The following is a 25,984-nucleotide window of genomic DNA, read 5'->3' on the forward strand; positions in this document are numbered from 1 at the left end:
ATGATGAACTTACCGCTCCTCGTGGCGTTGGAAACTATAGTATAGATAGAACAACGCTGGAAGAATGAATACACTTCCAATGATGAGCGCCCATCCGAGTGCCTCCATCGTTTTTGGAGGCGCTTGAAGTTCAAGCAATGAAAGACTTCTGCCGCCGTGTAGTCGGATGAAGTCGGGGAAATGCGCGTAGCTTACTGCGAACAAGATCATGGTCACCTGAAAGCCCGCCATGATTCGCGGTAACATATTTTTTCCGCGATAAATAAAATACCAAAGGACTGCTAGCGATACCGTTGCAGCTTGCACCGCGATAAGTCCTAACGGTTCTCCAAATACCCAATGGCGCAAGGGAATCTTGTCAATCTCGGCGACAATAAACACAATAATCCCGCATACAATAGCCGCGATGTTCATGCGAATCGCTTTGTTAACGAAGCGTTTTCTATCAGCTTCGTCATCGGCTTCGCCAATTAAAAATACCGATGCTAAGAATCCGCAGATTGACACGGTGAATAATCCGACACTGATTGAAAACAAATTGAACCAACTGAAAACATACGCCGTTTGGAAGTCGGATGCATCGGGTTGAATTCGCCCGGAAATTGTACTCGCTGCGATAATGCCGAGGAAAAAAGGTGTGACAAAACTCGATAAAAGAAAAATCCGGTTGTAAAGCCACTGCATATCGTCTTTGATGGCATCGTAGTGTCGAAATACAAATGCTGTTCCGCGTGCGATAATTCCGACGAGCATAATCACCAGTGGAATGTGCAAATAGGTAGACATCTCACTGTAGATTACGGGGAAGCCCACAAACAAAATCACAATCGCAATGATGAGCCACATGTGGTTGGCTTCCCATATCGGACCGATCGCGTGGTATAAGGTCTTTCGTGTTCTGATACGATTTTTTGCCGAGGTTAGGAGCTCAATAATTCCGGCGCCAAAATCAGCACCACCAAGAATGAGGTAGAGCAGTATCGAAAGCCACAAGTAAGCGATGACAACGTACGCCATAGGCTAATGATTTGATTTGTCTTCGGGTTGATCGTAAAGCAATGGAACCATTTTGATCTGCCTGTTCAATAGAAAGATTACCACCACTGTAAGCGACAGATAAATTGCTGTGAAAATGTAAAACGAGTAGGCAATGCCCGGCATCGGTGTAACGGCATCAGCGGTGCGCATCACGTTGTGAATGATCCAAGGTTGTCGACCCACTTCCGTAACTGTCCACCCGGCTTCAACGGCAATGAATCCCAATGGCGTGGCTAGTGCAAAGAGCTTGACAAACCAGCGCCTGTCGAGCCATTGTTTCTTCCAGTAGCTCAAAAAGAAAATAACGGCGAGGAGCATCATGAACATACCAATGCCTACCATAATCTGAAACGCGAAGTGTGTAACCAATACGGGCGGTCTATCTTCTTTCGCAAATTTGTCGAGACCTGTCACTTCTTGATCAAAATCACCGTGCGCCAGAAAACTTAACATGCCGGGGAGCTCAATCGCATAATCGATTGTTTCCGTTTCTTCATTTGGAATACCGCCAATAATAAGCGGAGCTTTCTCACTTGTATGAAAGTGTGCTTCCATAGCCGCGAGCTTCGCGGGTTGTCGTACGGCGATGTCTTTCGCAGATAGATCACCACTAATCGGTTGAAGCAAAGCGGCAATCGTTCCGAATGAAGCTGCAATCTTGAAAGCGCGTGTGTGGAAGTCTACATTCTTTTTCTTCAGAATCATAAACGCGTGAACACCAGCAACGGCAAAACCAGTGGCTGCGATCGCGGCAAGCGTCATGTGTATGGATTGAAAGAGCCAGGCATCGTTAAACATCGCCGCGATGGGATCGATGTTTGAGTATGTACCATTGTCGAAATCAAATCCAGCGGGGCTATTCATCCAAGCATTTGCCGACACAACAAGTATACCCGAGGCAAGTCCGCTGACACCCACAACCACGCCTGTAAACCAATGGAACCACGGATTGAAGCGATTCCATCCATAAAGATAAAATCCGAGTGCGATGGCCTCTATAAAGAAGGCAGTACCTTCAAGCGAAAAGGGCATCCCGAAAATTGGCCCTGCGTGTTTCATGAATTCTGGCCACAGCAGGCCGAGCTCAAAAGAAAGCATAGTACCCGATACGGCGCCAGTCGCAAAGAAAATCGCGACGCCTTTACTCCAAGCTTTGGTAAGCTGTCGATAACGGTCGTCTTTCGACTTTATCCATTTGTAATGGGAGACAGCCATGAAGAATGGCATCACCATTCCGATGCAAGCATATATAATGTGAAACCCAAGCGACAATGCCATCTGCGATCGGGCAGCGAGAAAATCGTCCATACAGGCGGGGCGTTGTGATGTCACAAATATAGAAGCGGAACTCGTTCGTGGAAGGAATATTTAATTCAAATTTCGATCGATTCGGAAATTTCTACGCCAACGTTCACAATACTTTTCGGTGGCATGAGAATATTAACCTCCAACGATTGAAAAATGTGTTTATGAAAACCATCGAAAAGGATTTAATTGCACGTTCGACAATCACCATTCAGGCACCTGTTGAACGCGTATGGGAAGCGTTGGTAACACCCGCGCTCGTGAAACAATACCTGCACGGAACGGATGTTGAATCGGATTGGAAAGTAGGAAGTAGTGTAATCTTCAGAGGCGAATGGAAGGGGAAGTCGTATGAAGACAAAGGTGAGATTAAAGCAATCGAAAAAAACAAAAGATTGCAATATTCATTCTGGAGTTCGCTCGCGGGAAAAGAAGATAGTCCAGCAAATTACGTGATGGTAACTTACGACTTACTTCCCACGGCACGCGGCACTGAACTTACCATTTCTGCCGATGATCCCAATGCCGACGAACAAACTAAGAAGCACATGGAGCAGAACTGGGATATGGTTTTGCAGTCGTTACAGAAACTTCTCGAGGCGACCACATAAAAAAAAGAGGCTGTTTCATCATTTGAAACAGCCTCCTGTTATTTCAACGAGAAGGATTAATTCACTTTGATCAACTCTACTTCGAAGACCAACACGGAGAATGGTGGAATATCTTGTCCCGCACCACGCTCGCCGTAACCAAGTTCCGATGGAATAGTTAACAAGAATTTATCACCTTCTTTCATCAGCTGAAGCGCTTCAGTCCAACCTGGAATAACTTGCGATACACCAAAGGTAGCCGGCTCATTTCTTTCCACAGAACTATCGAATACTTTTCCATCGATGAGTTTGCCGGTGTAATGTACCGTCACTTGATCATTTGGTCCTGGCTTTTTGCCCTTTCCACTTTGTAATACTTGATACTGCAAACCAGTGGCTGTTACTTGTACACCAGCCTTTGTCTTGTTTGTTTCTAGGTATACTTTACCTGCTTCTGCAAGCTTAGCATTTCTTTTTTCTGCTTGTCCACGCATATATTCTTGTACGATTGTCATTGATTCTTCTTGTGTCATTTTAAGTGTCTTGCTTTGGAAGACATCTTTGATCGCGATGTTGAGCGTCTCGATGTCGAGTGAGTCGCCGCCTTGAGGCTTCAGGTTTTCGGCGATTAGTACACCAAGACCATAGCTTGCTTTCTTATGCTTGTCTGTAAGTTCTGCTTCTTTCGGTTTTTTAAGTTGTTCAATCTCTGTTTTTAACGAAGCGACTTGAGCAGCCAACTCCTTTTTTGATTGCGCTCCTACTGATGCAACAACAAATAACATCAGCATGGAAAAAACTATTTTCATAATGAATTCTTGTTAAGATGAACGGCAAATAACGTCAATTAGGATACAACTAACAAGTTGAAAAAAGAGTCTTAAACCGTGTGATGTGTAGCTACATCGACAATAGGATCACTTCACTTGTGACTTTCTACAATACCCGGCATTCTATGAAAAATTTAAAGTGTATGGCGGAAATTAACTCGAACTCCAAACAGGCAGAACAATCGAAGGTGCGTTGTAAACGTACGTCACTTAAAATCGATATGACACCCATGGTGGATTTAGCATTCTTGCTGTTGACGTTTTTTATTTTAACCACCACGCTCAATAAACCGTTAGCGATGGACTTGAACATGCCGGAAGAACCGGATGAAAAGCACCCCGCACCGCCGGTCCCAGGTAAACGCGTACTCACGCTTATTCTCGGAAAGCAAGACAAAATTTTTTATTATGCAGGAATTAAGGATCCAAAAATTGAAGAGACGAATTACAGTGCAGGTGGTCTGCGAAAGTTATTACTGAAAAAGAAACAGGAGGTGCATAACCTCGTCGTACTAATAAAGCCGTCTGAACAATCGCGCTATCAAAACCTGGTGGATATGCTTGATGAGATATCGATCACCGGTATAAAGCACTATTATGTCACACCGATCACCGCTGTAGACAAAGATCTCATTGCATTAAAAAATTAACGTGCGGATGTAAACTAAAGCCTTCAAACAGACGAGTAAGTTTGTGGCATCGATTTTTCGCTGATCGCTATATGAAACAGACAGTTAGAAATATCGAACACGAGATTTTGCACGAGGTGATGAATCTCATGGAGAAAACAGGATTTGAATCGTTCACGGCCGTCACTACCAGTGAAACGGACAGCGCTCCATCAATGGAAGCAACGCTGGTGAACATTAAAAGCTTGAGCGCGCGCTATGATAAGCAAGATGCTGTGATACAGGTAAGGGCATTAATGGAGAAGTATAATATTCAGTTGGATGAATTGGTAGAAAATATCTCATCATGAAAATCATCCTGACAACCAGCTTGGTTTTGTTCTCTAGCGTATCGTTGCTCGCACAGCGCGACCCAACTGTTCCAGATACCGTTGATGACCGCGTGGCGAACCAGGCTTCGTGGTACAATGATACGCTGCCGAACGACTTACCACCACATCGTGACAGTACGTTGGTCAATGTAAATAACCTTCCGCAAAAATTGAAGAAGGCTTTGTCTTCGAAAGATGAATACGGTGGTTGGGAGAAAGGAAAGATTTACTATGATCATCCTACCAAGATCTATAAGGTTCATATTGCCAATGGAAATGATGTTCGTATCTACGGCTTCACGCCCGATGGACATCCAGTTTCGTTTCGTGCTTTTAGAAAACAATTTTAAGGGCTGATGCAAACTGTTTCAGCGAAAACTGTGGACCTTTTCGTCAACTTCTCACAGAAGTGTGTAATAAATGACTAAACATCTCCTTGAACTGGGCAAGATCGCGTGGCATTTTATTGTGTGTAGACATGATAGTTCAATTAATGATCAAACACAAAAATGAAATGCATATGAGAAAGATAGCAATGACCTTAGCAGGTATGCTCTTCGTGGGATTAGCAGCTGCAAACGCACAAACGGATTCAACGCGCAAAACTCGTCCAGCAGAAGAGCCGATGGAACAAGTTTCGCCTACACCGTCGCAAAGTCAATATAGATCAGCAGACCGTGTTACTGTACCGGCGGATCAAGTGCCAAGCTCGCTAAGACAAACACTTCAAGGAAGTCAGTACAAAGGTTGGGAAACCACACCGCTTTATCAAGACAGAAGATCGCAGGAGTATTATTTCGAGATGCCTGACGCCAACGGTACCACTAAGCGCATGTACCGATTCGATAGAAATGGAAAAGCGATATCTGGCTCAGACATGTCGTCGCCGAAATCGAACGATGGTACAACACCATCTTCTACACCACAAGAACCAGGAACACAACCAAAACCATAACACATTGTTGATATGGAATGAAAGCCAGGTGCACGCACCTGGCTTTTTTAGTTACAGAAGAAAATGTTCATTCATCGAAGGCATGAGATTTTAATTGCACGTTGAAAAAATATAAACTATGAAAACCTGTAATATGATTTTGACGCTTGCTTTTGTGTTTGCTGTTGCTGTATCGTGCGGCAAGAAAGCTGAAACCGATAGCAAAGAAGTAGCTGAAGAACAAAATGAAGAAAAGTTCGATGAGAAATCTGATGAGAAGACTGCAGAGTTTGTCGTGAACGCAGCTGATGCTGGTATGCTTGAAGTCCAACTTGGACAACTCGCGGCTTCGAACGGGACATCGCCACAAGTGAAGCAGTTCGGCCAGATGATGGTAGACGATCATGCAAAAGTAAACGATGAGCTCAAGAGCACAGCAATATCAAAAAACATTACTGTGCCCAGCGCATTAAGTGAAAAAAGTCAGAAGGTGTATGATGATCTCGCCGCCAAAAAAGGTGAGGAGTTCGACAAAGAGTACATCGATCAAATGGTGAAAGACCATAAAGACGCTATCGACCTTTTTGAAAAACAAGCCAAGGATGGAAAAGACTCCGTGTTTGCAACGTGGGCACAAGGTAAAATTCCTTCGCTTCAGCATCACCTTGAAATTGCGGAAACTACTCAGAAAAATTTGAAAGAGAAGTCAAAGTAGTATAAACACTAACATAAAACACCAGTCCGTGTATAATCGAATTGTAGGGGAGGGGCTGGTGTTTTTGTTTTTATTTTTATAGATGGGGAGATAGCATGAGCATTGATCTACGATTTGTAATTGTGACAGTAGCCATGGTTGTGATCGTGGGATGTCAACCGTCGAAGGAGCAGCGCGAAGCTGCCGCTGACATGGATACAACGGTTCAAACTAAATTTGAACAACAGGTGAATTTGCCCGCGCCGTACGCTACGAAATCGATGAAGAATTTTTCTAAAGTTATTGGGTGGAAAGTTGATCAATTCCCCAAAGCGCCCAATGGGTTCGTGGTGACGCGATTTGCGGATGGTTTATCGAACCCACGTTGGCTCTATGTAACGGATGCGGGCGACGTATTGGTGGCGGAAGCAAACACCGAAGTGAAAGGCATCAAGAAGGTAGCAACGGAGTTAAGTGCAAAAGCAAAATCTCAGAATCTTGGTGAAAGTGCGAATCGCATTACGCTTTTGCGCGATGATGATAGCGATGGTAAAGCTGAAGTGAAACAAGTTTTACTAGACAAACTGAATCAACCTTTTGGTATGGTTGTGTTCCGCGATATGCTATACGTGGCGAACACGGATGGCGTTGTTCAATTTCCTTATTCCCGTGGCCATTCCAAGAAGATCACTGCGGCGGGTAAAAAGATCATGGCGCTACCCGCAGGTGGCTACAATAACCATTGGACAAGGAATATCATTCTCAGCAGCGACAGCACTAAACTGTTTATTGCAGTAGGATCCGCAAGCAATGTCGGCGAACATGGTATGGAGGAGGAGCGACGACGCGCGTGTATTCTTGAGGTTAATCTTGATGGCAGTAGCGAACGTATCTTTGCATCAGGGCTAAGAAATCCAGTAGGCATAGCGTTGCATCCGGAAACGAAACGATTGTACGCAGCGGTAAACGAACGCGACGAATTGGGTGATGATCTTGTTCCAGATTATCTCACTGTGGTGAAAGAAGGCGGCTTTTACGGGTGGCCTTATGCTTACTTCGGAAAAAATGAAGATCCCCGATTGAAAGGTGTAGAACCTAATTTGGTAGCGCAGAGCATAACGCCCGACGTTTCATTGGGATCACACACAGCTTCGCTTGGTTTAGCATTTAATGACCACAACAATTTTCCAAAACAATATTATCACGGAGCATTCATCGGTCAACATGGTTCTTGGAATCGATCTGCATTGGTAGGATATAAAGTTGTATTTGTTCCATTTAAGAATGGTTTACCCGCTGGTCCACCAGAAGATTTTCTTACCGGCTTTATCGCTGACCACGAGAAAGGTGAAGTATATGGCCGTCCTGTAGGAATCGCATTCTTACGTGATGGCGCGATGCTCGTTGCTGACGATGCTTCCAATGTAATTTGGCACGTCGCCTACAAACCGTAGTTCAAAACACATTACAATAACATATGAAAGACAATAATTCGGCGTGGAGAAATATAGGTGCTTGGGCGTTGCTCGGTGCAGGTGCATATTTGGCGATACGTACAGTATATGATTATGTGAACCGATATCAACTGAAAGGTAAAGTGGTGTTGATTACTGGTGGATCGCGCGGACTAGGTCTTGTGCTTGCAAGAGCGCTCGCGGCAGAAGGGGCGAAGCTGGCGCTGTGCTCAAGAACAGCAAGTCAGTTAGGGCAAGCGCAACACGAGTTGGAGGCAGCAGGTGCGGAGGTCGTGACGTTTTGTGCTGATGTTTCCGAACGTGATCAAGTAAAACAACTCATCACAGATGTAGTCGATCACTATGGACGAATAGATGTTCTCGTGAATAACGCGGGTATCATTCAGGTTGGTCCTGAAGAGGCGATGAGCATTGAGGATTACGAAGAGGCCATGAAAGTGAATTTCTGGTCTGCTTTATATGCTATTAAAGAAGTCGTTCCACATTTTAAGAAACAAGGTGAAGGACGAATCGTTAACATCACCTCTATTGGAGGCAAGATCGCTGTTCCTCATCTGTTACCCTATACAGCAAGTAAGTTTGCATTAGTCGGTTTGTCTGAAGGGTTACATGCTGAGCTTAGCAAAGACAACATCAAAGTTACGACGGTCGTACCGAACTTGATGCGCACCGGTAGCCCACGGAATGCTACCATCAAAGGTGACCATGAAGCAGAATATGCTTGGTTTAAACTTTCGGGATCATCAGCATTACTTTCAAGTAAAGCCGAAGCCGTTGCCCGTCGAATTGTGCAGGCTATTGAATATGAAGAAACAGAAGTCATCTTATCGGTCACGGCGAGAACTGCGGTGATGTTACAAGGTATAGCGCCGGGGCTTATCCCGACACTGATGAGTTTAGCTAACGCGATCCTCCCCGTGAATGTACACGGCGGTGATCAAGCGCGTAAGGGTTATGAAGCAGAGTCTGAATGGTCTATCGGACCTGTGGGATCAAGAAGTGACAAAGCTGCGTTGTTGAATAATCAATTTTAGCGTTAAGTTAAACGGATGAGGTGTTAATTCCCCATGTAATCGATGTAGTAACATAAAGTTTAAGGAAGGAAGTTGGCATTAAATTCATTTCTGTTGGATCAAGCACTTTAATCTTCGCTTTTATGAAACAGACTTCAGGCTCACTCTCGACCATCGGCTCACTCGTACAAATCAATCACAAACGTTTAGCGCACTATAAACGCTCTGCTGATAAGGCAAAAGAAATAGAACTGAAACTTCTGTTCATGCGCTACGCTGTACAATCACAAGGATTTGTAAATGTGTTAAGTCGTTGGATGATGGAGTACGGCGGGAAGGTTGCTCAACAGGAAGAGGGAGGATTGGCATCGGCATGGTCGCGCATCAGAGAAACGTTGAACTCTGATTCTCGTAACCATTTGCTGTCAAGAGCAGAAATGATGGAAAGTGAAGTGCTAAGAATTTATAAAACGATTCTATCCCTTACGATTTTACCATCACCAGTTCTTCGTGACATTCAAAGTCAGTACGATGAACTTGAAAACACGGCAAGGGTGTTAAAGTCACGCCAGCAAGAGAAAATTGTGAGAGGGTTACAGGCTGCAGCATAAACCCAGTTCAGCTTGTCAAATTCTGATGGATGGATGGCATAGGCTCAATGGTTATGTGTGCGTGCTGATATCACACTCGGTAACATTGGCCATTTTATTCAGATGCGTTGCTGAAATGACGTATACCCGCCGTGTGTGTCTGTTGCATACATGGTATCAACCGTCCTTTCAGCGAACTTAAAGCGACCTTCTTCCACTGTAAATGTTCGAGATCTTATGTGCTTCCTAAGGACTTGAAATATATGTTGTGAAGTGATGAGTACACGCGCCACACTTATCCATGGCAGCGCTTGCCCGCAGTTAAGTCGGGCAAGCATGCACGTTTAATTCACGTTAATAACACTACTCGCTGCACAAGCTCAAGAAGGTGTATTATCGATTACACGCGGCACTAACTATTCGTGTGCACGGCTAACAATTCTCTTTTCAGTTGATCTTCGTCCGTAAGATCTAGTCGTAATGGTGTGATCGATACATAACCTTGTTCAATGGCCCAACGGTCCGTGCCTTCGTCAGCGGGTTCCAACGGAATAACGGTGAACCAATAATGTTTTCTTCCCATGGGATCTATGCCCGGAACCACTTGGCCATCATATTGCCGTACAGATTGACGTGTCCACTTGATACCACGAGGCTGTGGTGGAAGGTTCACATTGACGAGCTTTGCTTCTGCATTATCTAACAGTAGTGCCAGCGACTTCTCAACATACTCTTCCAGACCTTTAAAGTCGGGCTCAGTTTTTCCGGCGGGTGTACTGAAAGCAATTCCACGCATGCCGAGGAGGACAGCTTGCTTTGCACCGGCAAGTGTACCCGAGTGCCACATGGAGTTACCCAAGTTTGTTCCCATGTTAATACCAGATAAAACGATATCAGTTTTTGACCATAGGTGTGAGCCAAGGGCGACGCAATCCGCAGGTGTTCCATTCACGCGATAGGCTTCGATGCCTTCGAAGGTGATGGGTGATTTCTTATAAAACAACGGACGCGATGCCGTGATGGCATGTCCCATTGATGATTGTTCAACATCGGGCGCAACAATTCTCACTTCTCCAAATTTTGTCGCGGCGGCGGCAAGTGCAGCAATGCCTGGGCTGTAAATGCCGTCGTCATTCGTTACTAGAATTCTCATAAAAGTTCTTACACTATTATTATTCCAGCGTGGTATAGGATTCTTAGATACTGCTGGCTGAAAGCACTTGATATGAAGAAAATCCATTTATTACACAATCCTGCAGCAGGAGCGGCAGCATATGACAAAAAGCATTTAATCGAAATGATTGAGTCGGCAGGGTATAATTGTAGTTATTCATCCACAAAAAAAGAAGGATGGAACAACATCACCGAAATACATCCCGACTTTATCGCCGTGGCTGGGGGCGATGGAACCGTACGCAAACTTGCGCGTGAACTTCTCAGCAGAAAAGTGTTGGATAGAAATTTTCCCGTAGCACTACTTCCACTCGGCACAGCCAATAACATTGCTAAGGCATTGGGTATGTATGGCACGCCCGAGAATGTTATCAAGGCATGGACAGAAGCGAAAGTTAAACGTTTTGATATCGGTCGAATTTATGGTGTAACCGATCATGAGTTTTTTCTTGAAGGTTTTGGGTACGGCGTATTCCCAACCTTGATACGCGAAATGCGCTTATTAAAAACGCCTGACGATCCCGCTGCATCGAAAAAGCTTGCGCTGAAAACGCTGTACGATGTAATCCATTCTTTTAAAGCGCGCTATTGCGAGATTAATGTTGATGGAACTGAATATGCCGGCAAGTTTTTGTTGGCCGAAGTGATGAATGTTCGTTCCATTGGCCCGAACCTTTACCTCGCACCCGATGCAGATCCCGGCGATGGTTTCTTCGACCTGGTCATCATTCGTGAAGAAGAACGTGAAGCATTGGCCTCTTATGTTCACGAGAAAATACAGGGCAATGAAGTGGACGCAAATTTCACGGTGATTCGTGCACGCAATATTGAAATCGAATGGGCAGGGAAACACTTACATCTTGATGATGAAATCGTTTCGGGTGAAAAGTACAATAGGGTTTCTATCGAGATGCGCGACGGCCTACTCGAATTCTTTATGCCTTTCTGGAAAGAATAGCTATTGAAAAGGTGTCCAGCTTAAAATCTGCTCGATGAAATGTGGAATGCTGGGCGGGTAAAGTATTGCGCAAAACACGATACCGAACAGGGCTCCCCACAAGTGCGCATCGTGGTTGATGTTGTCGTAAGATTTTTTGGATGAATAATACGAGTAAATCACGTATAAGAATCCAAAAATGAATCCTTTCATGGGGATGAAGAAGTACAGTGAAAGCTCACCGAGTGGGTTAAATAAGATGAAAGCGAAGATGATGGCACATACACCACCTGATGCGCCGAGTGAATTGTAGCCGGGATTGTTTTTGTTTTTGAAAAATGTAGTGAAGTCGGAAACGACGATGGCCAGGATGTATAGCGCGATAAAATAAACCGTAGCAAGTTTACCAAACAGCAACGCAAATATGGCTTCGACAGTAGGGCCGAAGAAGTACAAGGAGATCATGTTCACGATCAGGTGCATGTGATCGCCGTGGATGAAACCTGAAGTCACAAAACGATAGTATTCTTGTCGCGCATTGATCGTATAAGGATTCATGATCAACTTACGCATCAATTCCGCGTTGTTGAAGGCGGACATGCTAACCACAACGGTTAGACCTATAATGATGTATGTAATTGGCATAGTAAGGATTCCACTGCAAGTATAATGACTTCGTAGCAAATATTGCTCGATCGCATCGATGGGAATTGTATCTTTGGGGATGAAGTCTTTCAAGAAATATTACATTATCCCTGCTACACCTGCGGAATTGTACCTCGCGCTCACCAATCCCCTTACCATTCAACTCTGGTCTGGCGAACCTGCGGAAATGTCGACAACACCCGGATCGGAATTTTCGCTATGGGAGGGCAGCATCGTCGGTAAGAACTTGGAGTTTGAGCAGGACAAGAAAATCGTGCAAGAATGGTATTTCGGCGATCAGCAAGAAGCTTCTATTGTTACTTTTAAACTGCACACCAATCCCAAGGGCACCTCGCTCGAATTAAATCACACCAACATCCCCGACCACGACTACGACGACATCGTTGATGGATGGGAAAATATCTACATCGCCTCCCTACAGGATTTCTACGAAGAAGGAGAATAGGTATCTGTTATCTGTTATCTGTTATCGGTTATCTGTTATCAGTGGGGGTTGTCGATTAAATGTTCCCGATTTTTCCCCGGGTTTAAAGCCGGGCAAAGTTTAGAGAAACAGTATTTTTTCAGAACCGACAACAAATAACCGATAACCGCTAACGCCCCCCCCCCTTGGCATTGCATTTTCTTTTCATGAGGAAAAACAAAAACAAGTCATGAAAAGAATATTCTACAAAGGTATCCCTTACGAGTCGCTTGAGGTGGCGATGGATGGTAAGAAGAAATTTGCGTTGTACGAAAACAATCAATTCATCCACTTTGTGGATGTAGAGGAGATTGACAACCGGTCGCGCGTGAGTTTAATCTTGGACGACTACTATGAAACAGTGCGTTCGTCAGACAAAATGTTAACCATCTAAATGTTCATTTGTAGAAATCGCTCTACAGACAAACGACCATCACCATTTAATCAAAAAACAGTTATGAAAAAGATTCTTGTCCCAACCGATTTGTCGCCGATTGCTGAAATGGGTGTAAAGCTCGCAGCTGAGATAGCGAAACGATCCGGCGCTATTGTTAGCCTCGTTAATTTTACAAGACATCCTTTTGGTAAGTCGTTCACGGCGACAGGTGATATCAATTTAAAAATTGACGAGGAAGGAAATCTTTACACGTTGCAACTGCTTCAAGCGAACAAAGCGAAGCTCGATGCATTAACACAGCAATACGGCGGCCCAGGAATTCAGTTTGAATATTCGATTGTCGACGATGAATTGAAAGATGGTATCGATAGTTATCTACAGCAGGAAAAGATCGATCTCATTGTGATGGGTACATCGGGTGAAGAATCAGCACAGGAAGCATTTACAGGAAACCATACAGAGCAAGTCATTGGAGTTTCAACGTGTCCGGTGCTATCGGTGCGCGATGGTTTCGTGATCGATAATTTTGAAAACATGGTTGTTGCTGTCGATGTAATACATGGTAATCAAGTGTCGAGCGGGTTGAATACCTTGAAACATTTAGCGGATTGTTTTGATGCGCATGTACATTTGGTTCATGTGCGCGACCGAGCTTCAGATTCTCCTCCCGTGTTAGATGAGTATTTCAAATCGATGGCCGAAGCAGCGGGTTTAAAACATTACTTTGTTACAGTGTTGGAGGGTGACGACCCAGCGGAAGCCGTGATTGGTTTTGCGCGTGATGTTAAAGCAGGGCTTATTGCCGTTATCAAGAACAGCAAAGACGGCATCTTTAGAATCTTTTCTAATCACTTCTCCGATAGACTCGTGAAAGAAGTAGGTCGCCCTGTGTTCACGTACAATCTGCAGAACGCGTAAGCGCAATTGCAAATTAAGGTTGAAGTTTCCGGATATTGTTTTTGCGGATTCTCACTTTGATATGTGTTATCAGATCGAGCAATACGCCAATGGAAGTGCATCCGCCAATGAACACAAAAAATAGTCCAAGGTTCTGGTTAAAGGGCAACTGCTGCACGCCCATCATTATCACGATCACAACGCCTAAGATGGCCAGTCCGAAGACTTTAACGCTTTGCATATAGAGGTGTATTTGCTTACAAGATTACAACACTCTTTACAACGTTGCGAGGTGAGTTTATCGTAGAACTTACATGTCAACATTTTATTTCAGCAGCATTGCGAGCGACAATACTTTCAGCTTTCGAATCAATTTTTGCGTGGATTTCAAAGGCGTAACGGAGAGGCTATCCGTAGAATTACGCAAATTGGGGAATTGCACTAAGGAGAAGGCGTGACGGTTTAATTAAAAATCGTTGAATTTATGACGAGTATCTTTTAGATGCTGCTGAGCGGAATAGCGCTCGTCCTTTGCTATGCGGCGAAATGTTGCTTTAACACGCGGGCTACGTCATCAATCGCATCGGCGTAGGAACGGTAGATTTTTACGCGGAACTGCTCGTCTACCGAAGGGAAGTATTCTTTTTTGCCATGTTCATTCTGAACAGTGAGGAATACCCAAAATCCATTTTGAATCGGCACGCTCAGTAATTTTTGAAGAAATCCATCAACATTGTGCACAGCGATATCGATCAGGAAATTGTCAAATTTAATGGAAGCCATGTGCTTTCTTTTTCAAGCAACTATTAAAAACAGGATGCCATTCGCCTGGCGCCATGAAATGGCGTCATTAAAAAAAAAGTGTAGAATAATTCTTCATTATTCTACACTTTATCAACACTTTTTAATTGAAGTGATACAGGAATATAATGGTGGCGGTAAATGCAGGCTTTGGATTGTCTTTAATTTCCAAAGTAGCATCAAGTTGCGCTTTTGTTATGCCACGTAAGTTCACTAGCGAGGCAAGGTTAACACGAAGACGTACTTCGCTGTCGACTAGTACAGGTTGCGCGAATTTCAGTTTCTCGACGCCATAGTTAATCAACATCTTGTAGTTTTGGATGTCCGCAATTTGCTCCCATAAGTGCGGCGTAAGCGATACGGCCATGTAACCATGGGCAATCGTTTTTCCGAAAGGCCCGGCCGCAGCACGCACCGGGTCAGTGTGTATCCACTGATGATCATTGGTTGCTTCAGCAAATTGATTGATCTTCTCTTGCGTTACTTTGATGTACTCCGATACGCCGAGTTCTTTTCCGACGTAAGCTTGAAATTCTTCGAAACTCCTAACGACAATTTTTGCCATGGTAAGGGATGCGTGTTTTTTATTCGACCTTAAAAATACAATTATACCGGTATATGCGAACAATTTTGTAGGAAAGTGCAATTTTTCGACCTTTCATGATGCATAATCCCATCGCGCATTGGTCGCCCTCATTCAGAAAAACGGTGTTACTTTACTTCGGTGGCCTAAACCTGGGAACGATCTGGGTGATGATCAGCATCTCGCAGGTGCTGCAGCCGCATAGTATCATTGACTTTGAACTCGCTGGAACTTTCCATCGTGCACAACAAATCCTGTCTACTTGGCAAGAGAATAACGCGATGAATGCCTTGTTTTTTCTCCTTGGCTTCGATTACTTTTTTATCATCACCTACAGCGTAGGATTATGGTTTGCCTGTCTTCATGTGGCGTCTAAGTACCACGGAAAGTTTCAGGTGTTTTTGGTCGTGTTAGCTTGGCTTCAACCGTTGGCAGGTTTACTTGATGCTGTTGAAAATGGCGCGCTCTACCATCTCGCATCTGGTTCAACGGATCAGATGCTTCCGGCAGTAGCGAAGTTCACAGCTATTCCGAAATTCGTGATCGCGTTGGCGGGTGTAATCTTCTGGATAGGATGTAGCTTCATCAGCAGTGCTAAGAAGAATTAGTGTAGGGAAACGCAGTACCTACTGTTTACCAAATTGCTTTTCAAGACTTTCATCCTGTTCAAGATCTTTTTTGATGCGCTCCTCTAATGGCGTATCGTCGATGATGGTGTAACTTTTCCAAAACGCTGCATCATAGCGAAAAGGCACCGATTCCAAACTCTGCTCCATCTGCATGGGGGCAAAACTCGTAAACGAGGTGAGATCGGGCTGCAGATTTAACTTGGTAACAACATAGTGGTGATTGATTTCGAATTGCTGGAATCTCTCGCCAGAGATTTTATTGATGTAGTTGATTACGATAACGATGTGCTGCGACTTGAGATAATACTTCCCTTCAAATTGCTCGTACAGGGTTGTTAACGTTTTCCGCAGAGGATGTCCGCGCAGCAACGGATTGAACGGTACGGGCCAGTTTATCTCACCATCACGCTGTGCATCATAATCCTCTTCTAGCCGAATCACTGCATAGTCGTCGGCCTTGATGTACACGCGCTCTGGAATAAGTTTGATTCGATTCGTCCACTGGATCACATATACTTTGTCGCCATTCAGGTAAGTATCGGGAAGCCTTTTTGTGGGGTTTCGTTTTACTTTTTTTGGACCGTTAATAACAAAATCTTGCTGGAATAAGTGAAGAAAAAGATTCTGATTGTCCCAGAAGGCGTTACTTGGATGGGTGAATTTTTTCGTGCGACGAAGTTGATCTAATCGTACCTTCCCTTGTTTGCCATCGCCTTTGTAAAATACGGTCATGGCGCTTTCCACCAATGAAACATAGCGATCATCGGAGCGTTGGATTTCGCGGTAGAATCCTTCCGTCGTATAGGGTTTCGTCGGATAGTTCATTTTGTATCGCTTAAAAGCGCGACGTAAAATTTCTTCCGCCGTTATGGTGTCCTCAACCACCACGGTTTCCAGATATTGTGTTGCTTGTTTCAAGCGAACTGTAAGTGCTTCATTTTGTTTTATTTTTTTGAGAACAATTTTAAAAGCATCGTACCCGATCATTGAGACTTGCAGCGTATCGCCTTCATGATAGTTGGTAAGATGTAGTTGAAACGCGCCTTCGAGATTACACACCGTTCCTTGCGGATGGTGAAGAAGCATGATTGATGCGTAGGGCAACGCTGTTCCGGAATATTGATCAACTACACGTCCGTGGATCGTCGTCTTTTGTTGACCGTAAATGCCGCCGCCGAAAAGCATGAGTGAAAGAAAGAAGTAATTCATACGGTAGTTACAATTAAATGATTGGTGTATGCGCTGACGATAATTGGCGCAAGTTGACGCTAACACCTATCTGAATCATCTCAAATCTAGATTTGAGAACTTATTTCTGTATATCTGCGGCTTTTTTAGTATGCAGCGCGATAAATTCTGACGGCGAGCACTGGACAATACTTTTAAATGCGCGTTGAAAAGTTGCCTGCGAATTGAATCCACATTCCAATGCAATGCCTGCAATGGTAAGGTGGTCATCTTGATGGGACAGCAATCTTTCTTTGATATCGGCCACGCGATAATTATTCACAAAGTCGTTGAAGGATTGACCAATATGTTGATTCACAACGGCAGAGATCATCTTTTGCGGCATCTGTAGGTGCGTGGCTACTTTTGCTACTGTGAGGGCAGGATCTTGGTATAACTTATCAACCGACATGGCTTTTCGCAGAAGATGCTCACAGTTTTCGGCGAGTTTCGAATCGATGGCTGCCGTTGCTTTCGCCGTTTTTTCGAATACAATTTTCTTACGGTGATATCCCGCAAAGCTGATCCAATACACCAGTAGTACGAGCATCATTTCAATGGGATAATATTGTATGTCCTGTGGATCGTCCCACGAAAGCAATCGCGGTAGTACGATGGTAATCACCCAAGTGACGGCAATTAAAATCATCGACCACAAAAGCTGCTTTGCCCATGTATCGGCAATTGCTTGCCCAGTGTCTGTCTGAGTTCGGCTACGTCGCGCAAATTTAAAATATTGACGACTCATGTTTAGATACACGAGAAAAGCGACCAGACTCATGGGTTCTGTAAAAGTCGCGAACCAAACTTCGATAGAATACAACGTTACCGTTAAATAACTTTTGCTCGATAGCGCATGCCAATGAAGGAAGAATAAGATTATTCTGAAAAGTCCGAGTGCAAAAACGGGAGAAAAATGTAGCGCTACGGATTTACATGAAATTGTTTTTTCAGGTTCGCGTAATAGGCGCAGATAAAAGTACAAACATGGCCCTGCAGCGAAGATAACGACGAACGGAAAGAGTGAGAAGAAGAGAAAGTCATGACCGCTGCTCCAGCTATAAGTTTCGAGTCCGTTGTAGGCTAATACGAAGAGGAACCCAGCGAGAAACTTTGTTCCTGGGTGTGCTTTAGAAAAGAAAAGAATGATCGATAGAATAAATCCTTGAAGTGCGCCGAGTAGAATAATCGTATTGAGGATTTCCATCTAGTGAATAACGCGTTTTTCGTGTTAAAAATTGGCGGGAACACATAAAAAGTGACGGGTATAAATGCAAAGAGCGACCTGTTAAAGTCGCTCCTTGTTACAACGGTTACCCTACTTAATCGTTCGCCACTACCTGAACGCTCAACGTATTTGTATTTCCCTGTGGTGGCGTTTTATAGCCACGGCTAATGATGGTATAATATCTGCCAGGTTGAAGCGTAATCTCGCCTGACGTCAATACTTCATCGTCGGTGTCAGCGTTTTTCATAACGACCTTCAATTTGCGCGCAGTAACTTCTTTGAAAACTGATCCTTCTTTGTAATCAAGTGCGGCAAAAGTATTTTCAGCATCACCTTCAAAGGCAACATCAATTTGATCGACGTCTGGTGAGAGTTGCATAAACCGCACCATGGCTTTACCAGCATTTGGAACATTGGCTGTATCGGTTGTGACAACCGTTTCTATGTTCTCATTATGATTGATTACGAACACAGAATAAGTTGTGTTGTTTTTTAACAGCAACGTTGTGTCGACTAAAGTGTTACTGCCATTCTTAAATTTGAAATGACGATTTCCCGTGTAGAAATTTAAGTACCCGGAAAAATGTGTGTAATCTAAAGGCGCGTTTAAAAAACTTTTTTCATCGACCGTTACGGTAACTTGCGGCGCACTTGGCGATGCATTATAAAACGATACTTGCGCTGGTGAAGGATAAGGGGTATTGTCGTTGTCATCTACAAAATCTGAACACGCTGCCAATCCTCCCGCAAATCCAATCACACACAGCCCATAGACGAGCGTTCTCTGAATTTTTCTCATGATTTCTCCTGCTATTTGTTAATGAATTAAAAATTAATCCGTCTTGGTGAGGCGGATTTGAGCATTTAGACACTCAATCGTTGTAACGGGTTGTAAAAGGCGGTGAAATCTTTTCGTTTCGTTGACGTGGTTTTCGTTGAACTAAGTTTAACGATCGAAAAACAAAATATTGTTTGAAGCAGTCGGCAAATTTTTGACCATTGGTCTCAATACTCTTAGCACGGTTGATTACCTTTGAGGTTCATTCCCAATTGACTTTACTTTTTATGAAACGTGTGTTACCCCTATTTGCAATATTGCTGCTTGCTTATTGTACTTCTGAAGATGCAGTCAGTGTGTCGCCTGATGAAGTGTATGAGTTTCGGCAAGGATGTACGGTGCCACTATCGGAAAATTATGATCCAGAAGCACAAGTTGATAACGGAAGTTGCAAGCCAGTAACCTGCGAGAACTGCACCTACGTAGTACCCGCTAATAAAGTGATGATTGACGGCGCCGTGTTGAAAATAGAAGCAGGCGATGTAATCTGTCTCAACTCAGGTACTTCATATCTAAATCTGAGTTTTAAAAATTTGAAAGGAACAGAAGCGAAACCCATCATTATTGTCAATTGTGGTGGCGTGGCAACGCTGAACGCTACGGGAAAAGAATACGGTATAAAAACGGAAGCTTGTACCAATTTTAAAATTGTTGGCGTTGGTAGCGGTGGCTCTCCCTACGGTATAAAGGTGAAAGGCTCAAAACTTGGATTGCAATTAATTGGCCTCAGTAACTTCTTTGAGATATCAGGACTTGAAGTTTTTAATAATGGTGGCGCGGGTATCATGGCTAAGACTGATCCGAGTTGCAGTGACGATGCGGCAACGCGTGGAAACTTCGTTATGAAAAATGTAAAGATCCATCACAACTATGTACACGATGTGGGTACGGAAGGACTTTACATTGGGCATTCAGGTTATGTTTCAGGAATTACCTGTAGCGGAAATAAAGTACTGCCACACGAGCTTCACAACGTGAAGATTTTTCAGAATGTGGTGAAGAATACTGGATGGGATGGTATTCAACTAGGATGCGCTACACAAGGTGCCGAAGTTTATAACAATACCATTGAAGATTTTGGTGTGTTGAATAAGTCTTCACAGTGGAGTGGAATTCAATTGGGTGAAGGCACGAATGGCTTGTGCTATAATAACTTCATAAGAAATGGTGTTGGGCAGGGCATTATCGCGCTTGGATTAGGGAACGCAACGATGTACAACAACCTGATCATCGGCGCAGGCAAGCAGGGAATTTTTGCCGACCTGAGAGGGGATGGTCCTTTTGGTCCTGGCTATAAGATTTTGAATAACACGATTGTGAAGTCAGGTGGCGATGGTATTAACATCTATGCAGCGAAAGTGACAAACAAAAATGTGATCATCAATAACCTGATTGTCGATCCGGGCACTTATGGTACCTATGGTAGCAACACGGGTAAAGCATTTATTAATAATGGTTCGCCAGGCGATATTACCAATAACTATTATGCGGAGTCTGAAGGGCTTGCCAAATTCAAAGATGCTGGCGTAAGCGACTATCGTCTGCAAGAATCTTCACCTGCACGCGATGCCGGCAGAGATGTGTCGGCCTTCGGTGTGAAGAAAGATTTTATGGGTAATGCGCGTCCGAATGGATCTGCATATGATATCGGAGCATTTGAATTTTAGCCCTGTGAAGAAACGTGGAAGCAAAGGTTTACTAGTGCTGGTTTTGATATTGGTAGGTGTTGCTTGTCAATCGTCAAAATCGTCAGAGCAAAGCGTAGGTAGAAATGTAACAAAGCCCGTTAGCGCTCATGTCGATGACGAGGCGTTCAATAGATTGAATACAATATTGTTTGAAGATTTTCTTAACGATAATTATGGTCCTCATGCTATTCGAGCGAATGAAGGGCATATGGTACTCGATTCAGAAAGTTATCAGTCTTATCTAAAGCTTATCAACATCTTCGACCAATCTTTTATTGAAGCTGAGATGATGCGCATACAGCCTTGTAGCGCGGCGTTGGATACGCTCAAATTTACGGGCGAGATAGAAGCGGAGTGGGCGCCCGAAGTTTGTGCTTTTGATATTCTATACTGGATTGGCGGTCATGAAAAGCCAGACGGTTTCGAGGTAAAGGATTTGAAGATTGAGGAAGCTGACGCTGTATCGACAATGGTTTTCTTTGATAATTCCGACAACGTGCAGTTACCCAGGGCGGGCAGCATCATGATTGAGTATAGAAAACAAAACGACGGCTGGAAAATATTGAAGCTTGGCAAGTCACGTTAACGGGAATAATAAGATCACCATGGTGCGAAAAATCTTTCGATACATTCTATACTTTTTCCTTGTCGTGATCGCGGCACTTGTGGTCTTTCTTGCAATTTCGATTGGTCCGGTAGACCGAACGCTGCCAGAAGATCATGCATACTACGCGGAAATGCTGAACAGCATCGAAACGCAGAGCCCTAAAGAAGGTCATGCATATCGCGTTGGGTATGCGAAGGAGAATTTCACGCCGAGCAAACCAACATCGTTGGCAGGCTATGGCAATCGATGGGGCAAAGTTTATGAAAGCGTAGCCGATTCAATTTACATCCGCGCGTTGGTGATCGATAACGGTATTTCAAAAGTCGCTATTGTGAGTGCAGACTTGTTGCTGATGCCGCCCACTGTGCGCGAGCGGTTATCAGAAATTCTTCCTGAGATTGGGTTCTCCCTTGATAATACATTTCTCGGTGCTACACATACACACAACAGCATTGGAAATTGGGGTGAAGGTGCGGCAGGTTTTATTTACGGCCCCTACGAGGAGGAAGTTGTTTACTTCATCGCTGAGAAAATAAAAACATGTATTGCGCGTGCCGCCGGTGACCTCGTGGCCGCAAAAGTTAAACATGGCGTACTGCCAATCGATGCACCAGTTAAAAATAGATTGACCAAAAATGGTCCAGTAGATTCTCTGTTACGTGCTATCGAAGTAGTTCGCGCCGACAGCGTCAAACTGCTTATGATGAGCTATACTGCGCATGCAACCTGTCTCTTTTCGAAAGACCTGATTTTATCACGCGATTATCCTGGCGAACTTGTCGATGAGATGGAATCTCGCGGATACACCTTCGCCATGTTTATGGCCGGCAGTGTTGGCAGTCATGGTTGTAATCCACCCAAGTTTGGAGAGCCGTGTATCGATTGGATTGCCGACGAAATTGCCGACGATATTCAGGCGGCGTCAAGCTGGATGAAACCGCTGCACGATACAGCATTGCTACTCTATCGTGTACCGTTGCATCTGGGCAACTCACAAGCGAAAATAGGGAAGGGGTGGAAAATCAGAGACTGGCTTTTTTCGGCCGCAGTGGGTGAGTATCAACCGTATCTTTCGGCACTTCGAATTGGCGATGTCGTGATGTTGGGAACACCGTGTGATTTTTCGGGAGAGTTTAATGCGCATATCGATACCGTTGCACATGAACACGGACTTTCACCTATCGTGACGAGTTTTAATGGCGGGTACATCGGTTACGTAACGCCATTAAAGTATTACGACGAAGATCATTTTGAAACGCAGTTGATGAATTGGTATGGCCCGGGCACAGGCGAGTACCTTGTGGCGTGCATCGACAGGATGATTGATGCTGTGGATGGGAAGAATGATCCAGTAAAAACGGCAATAGATGCTCACTAATACCTCCACCAATCTCCAGCCCCAGTCGCTATAAGCAACTGGAAACTGGTGTTGGAGTCATTCGATTTACGCCAACGTTGCGTTCAGCGTAATCTTTGTATTCAATAATTTTGAGATCGGGCAATTCTCTTTTGCATCAGCGGCAGCAGCTTGGAATTTTTCTGGCGTGATGCCAGGAACTTTTGCTGTAAGGGTAAGCACAGATTCAGTGATTACACCATTTTCGAAAGTGATGCTACAGTCTGTAGTGAGTTCGTCAGCGGTGAATCCAGCTTCGTTCAATACAAAGCTTAACTTCATCGTGAAGCATCCTGAGTGCGCCGCGGCGATCAGTTCTTCTGGATTTGTACCCACGCCTTCAGCGAAACGTGAATTGAATGAATATTGTGTCTTATTCAGTACAGTGCTCTGTGTGGTTAAATGGCCATTACCTTCTTTGCCAGAACCTTTCCAAACAGCGGTTGCTTTTCTTTTCATATCAGGATTTTTTAAACGTTAAGGCGACGAATTTCGACCAAGTAGCCCAGCATTGCAAGGAAATGGCGTTTTTTGGTGGAAATTGATCACTGATGTGGGTACGTGCTACATGAAAAACTTGAAGACCCGAACACCTGAACACTTGAACACTTTATCTATTTTTGCCGCTTATTAAAATTTCAGCGTTAATGATCACCGTAGGGAACAAAAGATTGGCCGTCGCAGATTTCGAAAAAGTACTTTATCAACAGGCGCCAGTACAGATCGACGCGGCCTCCCTGGCAAAAGTAAACGCGAACTTCGAATTCCTCACGCGCTACGCCCAAGACAAAGTTATCTACGGTATCAACACGGGACTTGGTCCGATGGCGCAGTATAAAATAGACGAGCGCGACCAACATCAGCTTCAGTATAACCTTGTGCGAAGCCATAGCGCCGGAGCTGGAGCTTTATTCGCTGAAGATCTTTCAAGAGCAACGATGCTTGCACGCCTCAATAGTGTGATGCAAGCTGCTTCGGGTATTCACCCTTCGGCTGCGACATTGTTGCAAACACTGCTGAATAAAAAAATATCGGCCTGCATCTTTGAGCGAGGCGGTGTTGGCGCAAGTGGCGACTTGGTTCAACTCGCACACCTCGCGTTGAATTTGCTGGGCGAGGGAGAGGTGCTTTTCGAAGGAAAAATACAATCGACAAAAGATGTTTTTCAACACCAACAAATAGAACCCTTGCAAGTATATCTGCGCGAAGGTCTGGGGTTGATGAATGGAACGTCAGCAATGACCGGCGTCGGAATGGTGAATATCATTCATGCCCGTTATTTACTAGGATGCTCGATCGTGCTGTCGAGTATTGCTAACGAACTCATGAAGTCGTTTGATGATCATTTCTCTTTTGAGTTGAATCACGTGAAACTACATCCAGGACAAACGCGTGTTGCCGAAATGATGCGTGAACTCTTAGGCGATAGTAAGTTGGTTCGAAAGCGTCCTGATCATCTCTATCACAGAAAAATTACAGAAGCTGTATTCACGGATAAAGTGCAGGAGTATTATTCGCTGCGTTGCATCCCGCAAATTCTCGGTCCAGTATACGACACTCTGATGGAGGTGCAAACTGTTCTGGAAAACGAAGTGAATTCTGCTAACGATAATCCGGTGATCGATCACGAACGTGAGAATGTATATCACGGCGGAAACTTCCACGGCGATTATGTTTCGCTGGCAATGGACAAACTCAAAATTGCTACCGTAAAACTGTCGATGTTGTCGGAGCGTCAATTAAATTATTTGCTGAACGATAAGCTTAATCAGAAACTTCCATCATTCTTGAACATGGGGGTACTTGGCTTAAACTTTGGTTTACAGGGGATGCAGTTTATGGCAACGTCAACAACAGCCGAAAATCAAACGTTGGCGTTCCCAATGTATGTTCATAGTATTTCAAACAATAACGACAATCAAGATATCGTGAGCATGGGATGTAATGCAGCGCTGATCACGAAGAAAGTAATCGATAATAGCTTCGATGTATTGGCAGTCCAATTGTTGGCCTTGATGCAAGCAATAGATTACTTGAAATGTCAAACACGTTTGTCTTCATTCACCACAAAAGTGTATGAAGAAGTACGCGCGATTACACCACCCATTTTGGAGGACAAGCCGCGTTACAACGAAATCAAAGAGATCAGAAATTACCTTGTTCGATTAGGAGCAACTATAAAATTATAAGACATGAAGTACGCATTGGTTACGGGTGGTTCACGTGGTATTGGTCGCGCGGTATGTATCAAGTTAGCGCAGCAGGGGTACAACGTACTCATCAATTATAAAAGTAACGAGGCCGAAGCCTTGAAGACAAAAGCACTTGTGGAAGAGAACAATGTCGACGGCGTGTTGTTGCAATTTGATGTAAGCAAGAAAGAGGAGGTAGAGTCGGTTCTTGGTGGATGGGTTTCAGCAAACAGCGATAAAGTAATTGAAGTGTTGATCAACAATGCCGGTGTTCGGCAAGACGCGTTGATGATTTGGATGAACGATGATCAATGGAACGATGTGTTGGGATCGAGTTTGAATGGTTTCTATCACGTCACGAAGGCGGTGATCAATGGCATGCTCACCAAACGCTATGGACGGATTGTTAATGTAGTGTCGTTGTCGGGAACGAAGGGAATGCCAGGGCAGACAAATTATTCGGCCGCAAAGGCGGGCGTGATTGGCGCGACCAAGGCCCTCGCGCAAGAAGTAGCACGCCGCAATGTAACGGTTAATGCAGTAGCACCCGGCTTTGTTCGCACCGATATGACAACGGGATTAAACGAGGCCGAATTGAAGAAATTAATTCCGATGCAACGGTTTGGGGAAGCCGAAGAGGTAGCCGATGCAATTATGTTTTTAGCCTCACCAAAGGCATCGTATATCACAGGAACGGTCATGCATATCAGCGGCGGATTATCGTAACAAGGAAGAAAATAACTGGGACGTCGTTTGGCTGATATTATAGATTAATAATTCTATTTTTGTAGCT

At 44.3% G+C, this 25,984-nt stretch carries 31 protein-coding genes; 19 read left to right on the forward strand and 12 right to left on the reverse strand.

The window, feature by feature from the left end; all coding sequences use genetic code 11:
- Nucleotides 1-9: 9 nt before the first annotated feature.
- Both DQQ10_RS16285 and DQQ10_RS16290 read right to left on the reverse strand, forming a co-directional pair.
- Entirely contained in the window at nt 10-1,017 is a 1,008-nt protein-coding gene (locus DQQ10_RS16285; protein ID WP_112747947.1) for a cytochrome d ubiquinol oxidase subunit II, read from the reverse strand.
- 3 nt (nt 1,018-1,020) lie between these two features.
- A complete protein-coding gene (locus DQQ10_RS16290; protein WP_112747948.1) occupies nt 1,021-2,346 on the reverse strand; it encodes a cytochrome ubiquinol oxidase subunit I in 1,326 nt (441 codons plus the stop codon).
- A gap of 161 nt (nt 2,347-2,507) precedes the next feature.
- Here DQQ10_RS16290 and DQQ10_RS16295 point away from each other — a divergent pair, with 161 nt between their 5' ends.
- Complete coding sequence (locus tag DQQ10_RS16295; RefSeq protein WP_133259677.1) at nt 2,508-2,954, forward strand: SRPBCC family protein; 447 nt, start codon at nt 2,508-2,510, stop codon at nt 2,952-2,954.
- Nucleotides 2,955-3,010: 56 nt separating this feature from the next.
- Here DQQ10_RS16295 and DQQ10_RS16300 read toward each other — a convergent pair whose 3' ends face one another.
- On the reverse strand, nt 3,011-3,742 hold the full coding sequence (locus DQQ10_RS16300) for an FKBP-type peptidyl-prolyl cis-trans isomerase (protein WP_112747950.1): 732 nt from the start codon (nt 3,740-3,742) through the stop codon (nt 3,011-3,013).
- 164 nt (nt 3,743-3,906) lie between these two features.
- Between DQQ10_RS16300 and DQQ10_RS16305 the strand changes: the two genes are divergently transcribed.
- The 8 genes from DQQ10_RS16305 (at nt 3,907) to DQQ10_RS16340 (ending at nt 9,490) form a co-directional block, all read left to right on the forward strand.
- The gene (locus tag DQQ10_RS16305; protein WP_112747951.1) at nt 3,907-4,413 is read left to right on the forward strand and encodes an ExbD/TolR family protein; all 507 of its coding nucleotides are present in this window, start codon (nt 3,907-3,909) and stop codon (nt 4,411-4,413) included.
- 71 nt (nt 4,414-4,484) lie between these two features.
- Nucleotides 4,485-4,742 carry a hypothetical protein gene (locus DQQ10_RS16310; RefSeq protein ID WP_112747952.1) on the forward strand — a complete coding sequence of 86 codons (258 nt, stop codon included), beginning with the start codon at nt 4,485-4,487 and terminating at the stop codon, nt 4,740-4,742.
- Nucleotides 4,739-5,113 carry a hypothetical protein gene (locus DQQ10_RS16315; RefSeq protein WP_112747953.1) on the forward strand — a complete coding sequence of 125 codons (375 nt, stop codon included), beginning with the start codon at nt 4,739-4,741 and terminating at the stop codon, nt 5,111-5,113. Before DQQ10_RS16310 ends, DQQ10_RS16315 begins: the two co-directional genes overlap by 4 nt.
- A gap of 170 nt (nt 5,114-5,283) precedes the next feature.
- The gene (locus tag DQQ10_RS16320; protein WP_133259678.1) at nt 5,284-5,718 is read left to right on the forward strand and encodes a hypothetical protein; all 435 of its coding nucleotides are present in this window, start codon (nt 5,284-5,286) and stop codon (nt 5,716-5,718) included.
- A 118-nt stretch (nt 5,719-5,836) separates the two neighbouring features.
- Nucleotides 5,837-6,412, forward strand: coding sequence for a DUF4142 domain-containing protein (locus DQQ10_RS16325; RefSeq protein ID WP_112747955.1), 576 nt, complete (start codon nt 5,837-5,839; stop codon nt 6,410-6,412).
- 95 nt (nt 6,413-6,507) lie between these two features.
- Entirely contained in the window at nt 6,508-7,845 is a 1,338-nt protein-coding gene (locus DQQ10_RS16330) for a PQQ-dependent sugar dehydrogenase (protein WP_112747956.1), read from the forward strand.
- Nucleotides 7,846-7,868: 23 nt separating this feature from the next.
- A complete protein-coding gene (locus DQQ10_RS16335) occupies nt 7,869-8,900 on the forward strand; it encodes an SDR family NAD(P)-dependent oxidoreductase (RefSeq protein WP_112747957.1) in 1,032 nt (343 codons plus the stop codon).
- 122 nt (nt 8,901-9,022) lie between these two features.
- Nucleotides 9,023-9,490 carry a PA2169 family four-helix-bundle protein gene (locus DQQ10_RS16340; protein WP_112747958.1) on the forward strand — a complete coding sequence of 156 codons (468 nt, stop codon included), beginning with the start codon at nt 9,023-9,025 and terminating at the stop codon, nt 9,488-9,490.
- 391 nt (nt 9,491-9,881) lie between these two features.
- Here the strand turns inward: DQQ10_RS16340 and surE are convergent, their stop codons facing one another.
- A complete protein-coding gene (surE, locus tag DQQ10_RS16345; RefSeq protein WP_112748051.1) occupies nt 9,882-10,622 on the reverse strand; it encodes a 5'/3'-nucleotidase SurE in 741 nt (246 codons plus the stop codon).
- 72 nt (nt 10,623-10,694) lie between these two features.
- Between surE and DQQ10_RS16350 the strand changes: the two genes are divergently transcribed.
- Nucleotides 10,695-11,600, forward strand: coding sequence for a diacylglycerol/lipid kinase family protein (locus tag DQQ10_RS16350; RefSeq protein WP_112747959.1), 906 nt, complete (start codon nt 10,695-10,697; stop codon nt 11,598-11,600).
- On the opposite strand, the gene DQQ10_RS16355 is transcribed toward DQQ10_RS16350, so the two are convergent.
- The gene (locus DQQ10_RS16355) at nt 11,601-12,317 is read right to left on the reverse strand and encodes a rhomboid family intramembrane serine protease (protein WP_317047949.1); all 717 of its coding nucleotides are present in this window, start codon (nt 12,315-12,317) and stop codon (nt 11,601-11,603) included.
- Here DQQ10_RS16355 and DQQ10_RS16360 point away from each other — a divergent pair.
- The 3 genes from DQQ10_RS16360 to DQQ10_RS16370 all read left to right on the forward strand — a co-directional run bounded on the left by DQQ10_RS16360 (nt 12,304) and on the right by DQQ10_RS16370 (nt 14,023).
- On the forward strand, nt 12,304-12,690 hold the full coding sequence (locus DQQ10_RS16360) for an SRPBCC domain-containing protein (RefSeq protein WP_112748052.1): 387 nt from the start codon (nt 12,304-12,306) through the stop codon (nt 12,688-12,690). The two genes, DQQ10_RS16355 and DQQ10_RS16360, sit on opposite strands and share 14 nt — an antisense overlap.
- Before the next feature lie 208 nt (nt 12,691-12,898).
- Nucleotides 12,899-13,102, forward strand: coding sequence for a hypothetical protein (locus DQQ10_RS16365; protein WP_112747961.1), 204 nt, complete (start codon nt 12,899-12,901; stop codon nt 13,100-13,102).
- A gap of 63 nt (nt 13,103-13,165) precedes the next feature.
- The gene (locus tag DQQ10_RS16370) at nt 13,166-14,023 is read left to right on the forward strand and encodes a universal stress protein (protein ID WP_165823966.1); all 858 of its coding nucleotides are present in this window, start codon (nt 13,166-13,168) and stop codon (nt 14,021-14,023) included.
- A gap of 13 nt (nt 14,024-14,036) precedes the next feature.
- Here DQQ10_RS16370 and DQQ10_RS16375 read toward each other — a convergent pair whose 3' ends face one another.
- The 3 genes from DQQ10_RS16375 to DQQ10_RS16385 form a co-directional block, all read right to left on the reverse strand.
- On the reverse strand, nt 14,037-14,243 hold the full coding sequence (locus DQQ10_RS16375) for a hypothetical protein (RefSeq protein WP_112747963.1): 207 nt from the start codon (nt 14,241-14,243) through the stop codon (nt 14,037-14,039).
- A gap of 293 nt (nt 14,244-14,536) precedes the next feature.
- Nucleotides 14,537-14,785 carry a hypothetical protein gene (locus tag DQQ10_RS16380; protein ID WP_112747964.1) on the reverse strand — a complete coding sequence of 83 codons (249 nt, stop codon included), beginning with the start codon at nt 14,783-14,785 and terminating at the stop codon, nt 14,537-14,539.
- 121 nt (nt 14,786-14,906) lie between these two features.
- Nucleotides 14,907-15,368 (reverse strand): MaoC family dehydratase, encoded by a 462-nt coding sequence (locus tag DQQ10_RS16385; RefSeq protein ID WP_112747965.1) that lies wholly within the window; start codon nt 15,366-15,368, stop codon nt 14,907-14,909.
- A gap of 95 nt (nt 15,369-15,463) precedes the next feature.
- On the opposite strand from DQQ10_RS16385, the gene DQQ10_RS16390 reads away from it, so the two are divergent.
- Nucleotides 15,464-15,994 carry a hypothetical protein gene (locus DQQ10_RS16390; RefSeq protein ID WP_112747966.1) on the forward strand — a complete coding sequence of 177 codons (531 nt, stop codon included), beginning with the start codon at nt 15,464-15,466 and terminating at the stop codon, nt 15,992-15,994.
- A gap of 18 nt (nt 15,995-16,012) precedes the next feature.
- On the opposite strand, the gene DQQ10_RS16395 is transcribed toward DQQ10_RS16390, so the two are convergent.
- The 3 genes from DQQ10_RS16395 to DQQ10_RS16405 all read right to left on the reverse strand — a co-directional run bounded on the left by DQQ10_RS16395 (nt 16,013) and on the right by DQQ10_RS16405 (nt 19,269).
- The gene (locus DQQ10_RS16395) at nt 16,013-17,224 is read right to left on the reverse strand and encodes a carboxypeptidase-like regulatory domain-containing protein (protein ID WP_112747967.1); all 1,212 of its coding nucleotides are present in this window, start codon (nt 17,222-17,224) and stop codon (nt 16,013-16,015) included.
- Between the two features lie 100 nt (nt 17,225-17,324).
- On the reverse strand, nt 17,325-18,449 hold the full coding sequence (locus DQQ10_RS16400) for a helix-turn-helix domain-containing protein (RefSeq protein WP_112747968.1): 1,125 nt from the start codon (nt 18,447-18,449) through the stop codon (nt 17,325-17,327).
- A 115-nt stretch (nt 18,450-18,564) separates the two neighbouring features.
- Nucleotides 18,565-19,269: a DUF4397 domain-containing protein gene (locus tag DQQ10_RS16405; protein ID WP_112747969.1), complete on the reverse strand. Its 705-nt coding sequence runs from the start codon at nt 19,267-19,269 to the stop codon at nt 18,565-18,567.
- Between the two features lie 266 nt (nt 19,270-19,535).
- Between DQQ10_RS16405 and DQQ10_RS16410 the strand changes: the two genes are divergently transcribed.
- The 3 genes from DQQ10_RS16410 to DQQ10_RS16420 are packed head-to-tail and all read left to right on the forward strand — an operon-like array spanning nt 19,536 to nt 22,981.
- A complete protein-coding gene (locus tag DQQ10_RS16410) occupies nt 19,536-20,975 on the forward strand; it encodes a right-handed parallel beta-helix repeat-containing protein (protein WP_112747970.1) in 1,440 nt (479 codons plus the stop codon).
- 4 nt (nt 20,976-20,979) lie between these two features.
- Nucleotides 20,980-21,582, forward strand: a complete 603-nt coding sequence (locus DQQ10_RS16415; protein ID WP_133259680.1) for a hypothetical protein — start codon at nt 20,980-20,982, stop codon at nt 21,580-21,582.
- Between the two features lie 19 nt (nt 21,583-21,601).
- A complete protein-coding gene (locus DQQ10_RS16420) occupies nt 21,602-22,981 on the forward strand; it encodes a hypothetical protein (protein WP_133259681.1) in 1,380 nt (459 codons plus the stop codon).
- A gap of 66 nt (nt 22,982-23,047) precedes the next feature.
- Here the strand turns inward: DQQ10_RS16420 and DQQ10_RS16425 are convergent, their stop codons facing one another.
- Nucleotides 23,048-23,458, reverse strand: a complete 411-nt coding sequence (locus DQQ10_RS16425; RefSeq protein ID WP_112747973.1) for an OsmC family protein — start codon at nt 23,456-23,458, stop codon at nt 23,048-23,050.
- Nucleotides 23,459-23,646: 188 nt separating this feature from the next.
- On the opposite strand from DQQ10_RS16425, the gene DQQ10_RS16430 reads away from it, so the two are divergent.
- Together DQQ10_RS16430 and fabG are read left to right on the forward strand one after the other, a co-directional pair.
- Complete coding sequence (locus DQQ10_RS16430; RefSeq protein ID WP_112747974.1) at nt 23,647-25,188, forward strand: HAL/PAL/TAL family ammonia-lyase; 1,542 nt, start codon at nt 23,647-23,649, stop codon at nt 25,186-25,188.
- A gap of 3 nt (nt 25,189-25,191) precedes the next feature.
- Entirely contained in the window at nt 25,192-25,917 is a 726-nt protein-coding gene (gene fabG / locus DQQ10_RS16435; RefSeq protein WP_112747975.1) for a 3-oxoacyl-ACP reductase FabG, read from the forward strand.
- Nucleotides 25,918-25,984 lie beyond the last annotated feature (67 nt).

This window comes from Pseudochryseolinea flava (assembly GCF_003286915.1).
GTDB lineage: Bacteria > Bacteroidota > Bacteroidia > Cytophagales > Cyclobacteriaceae > Ohtaekwangia > Ohtaekwangia flava.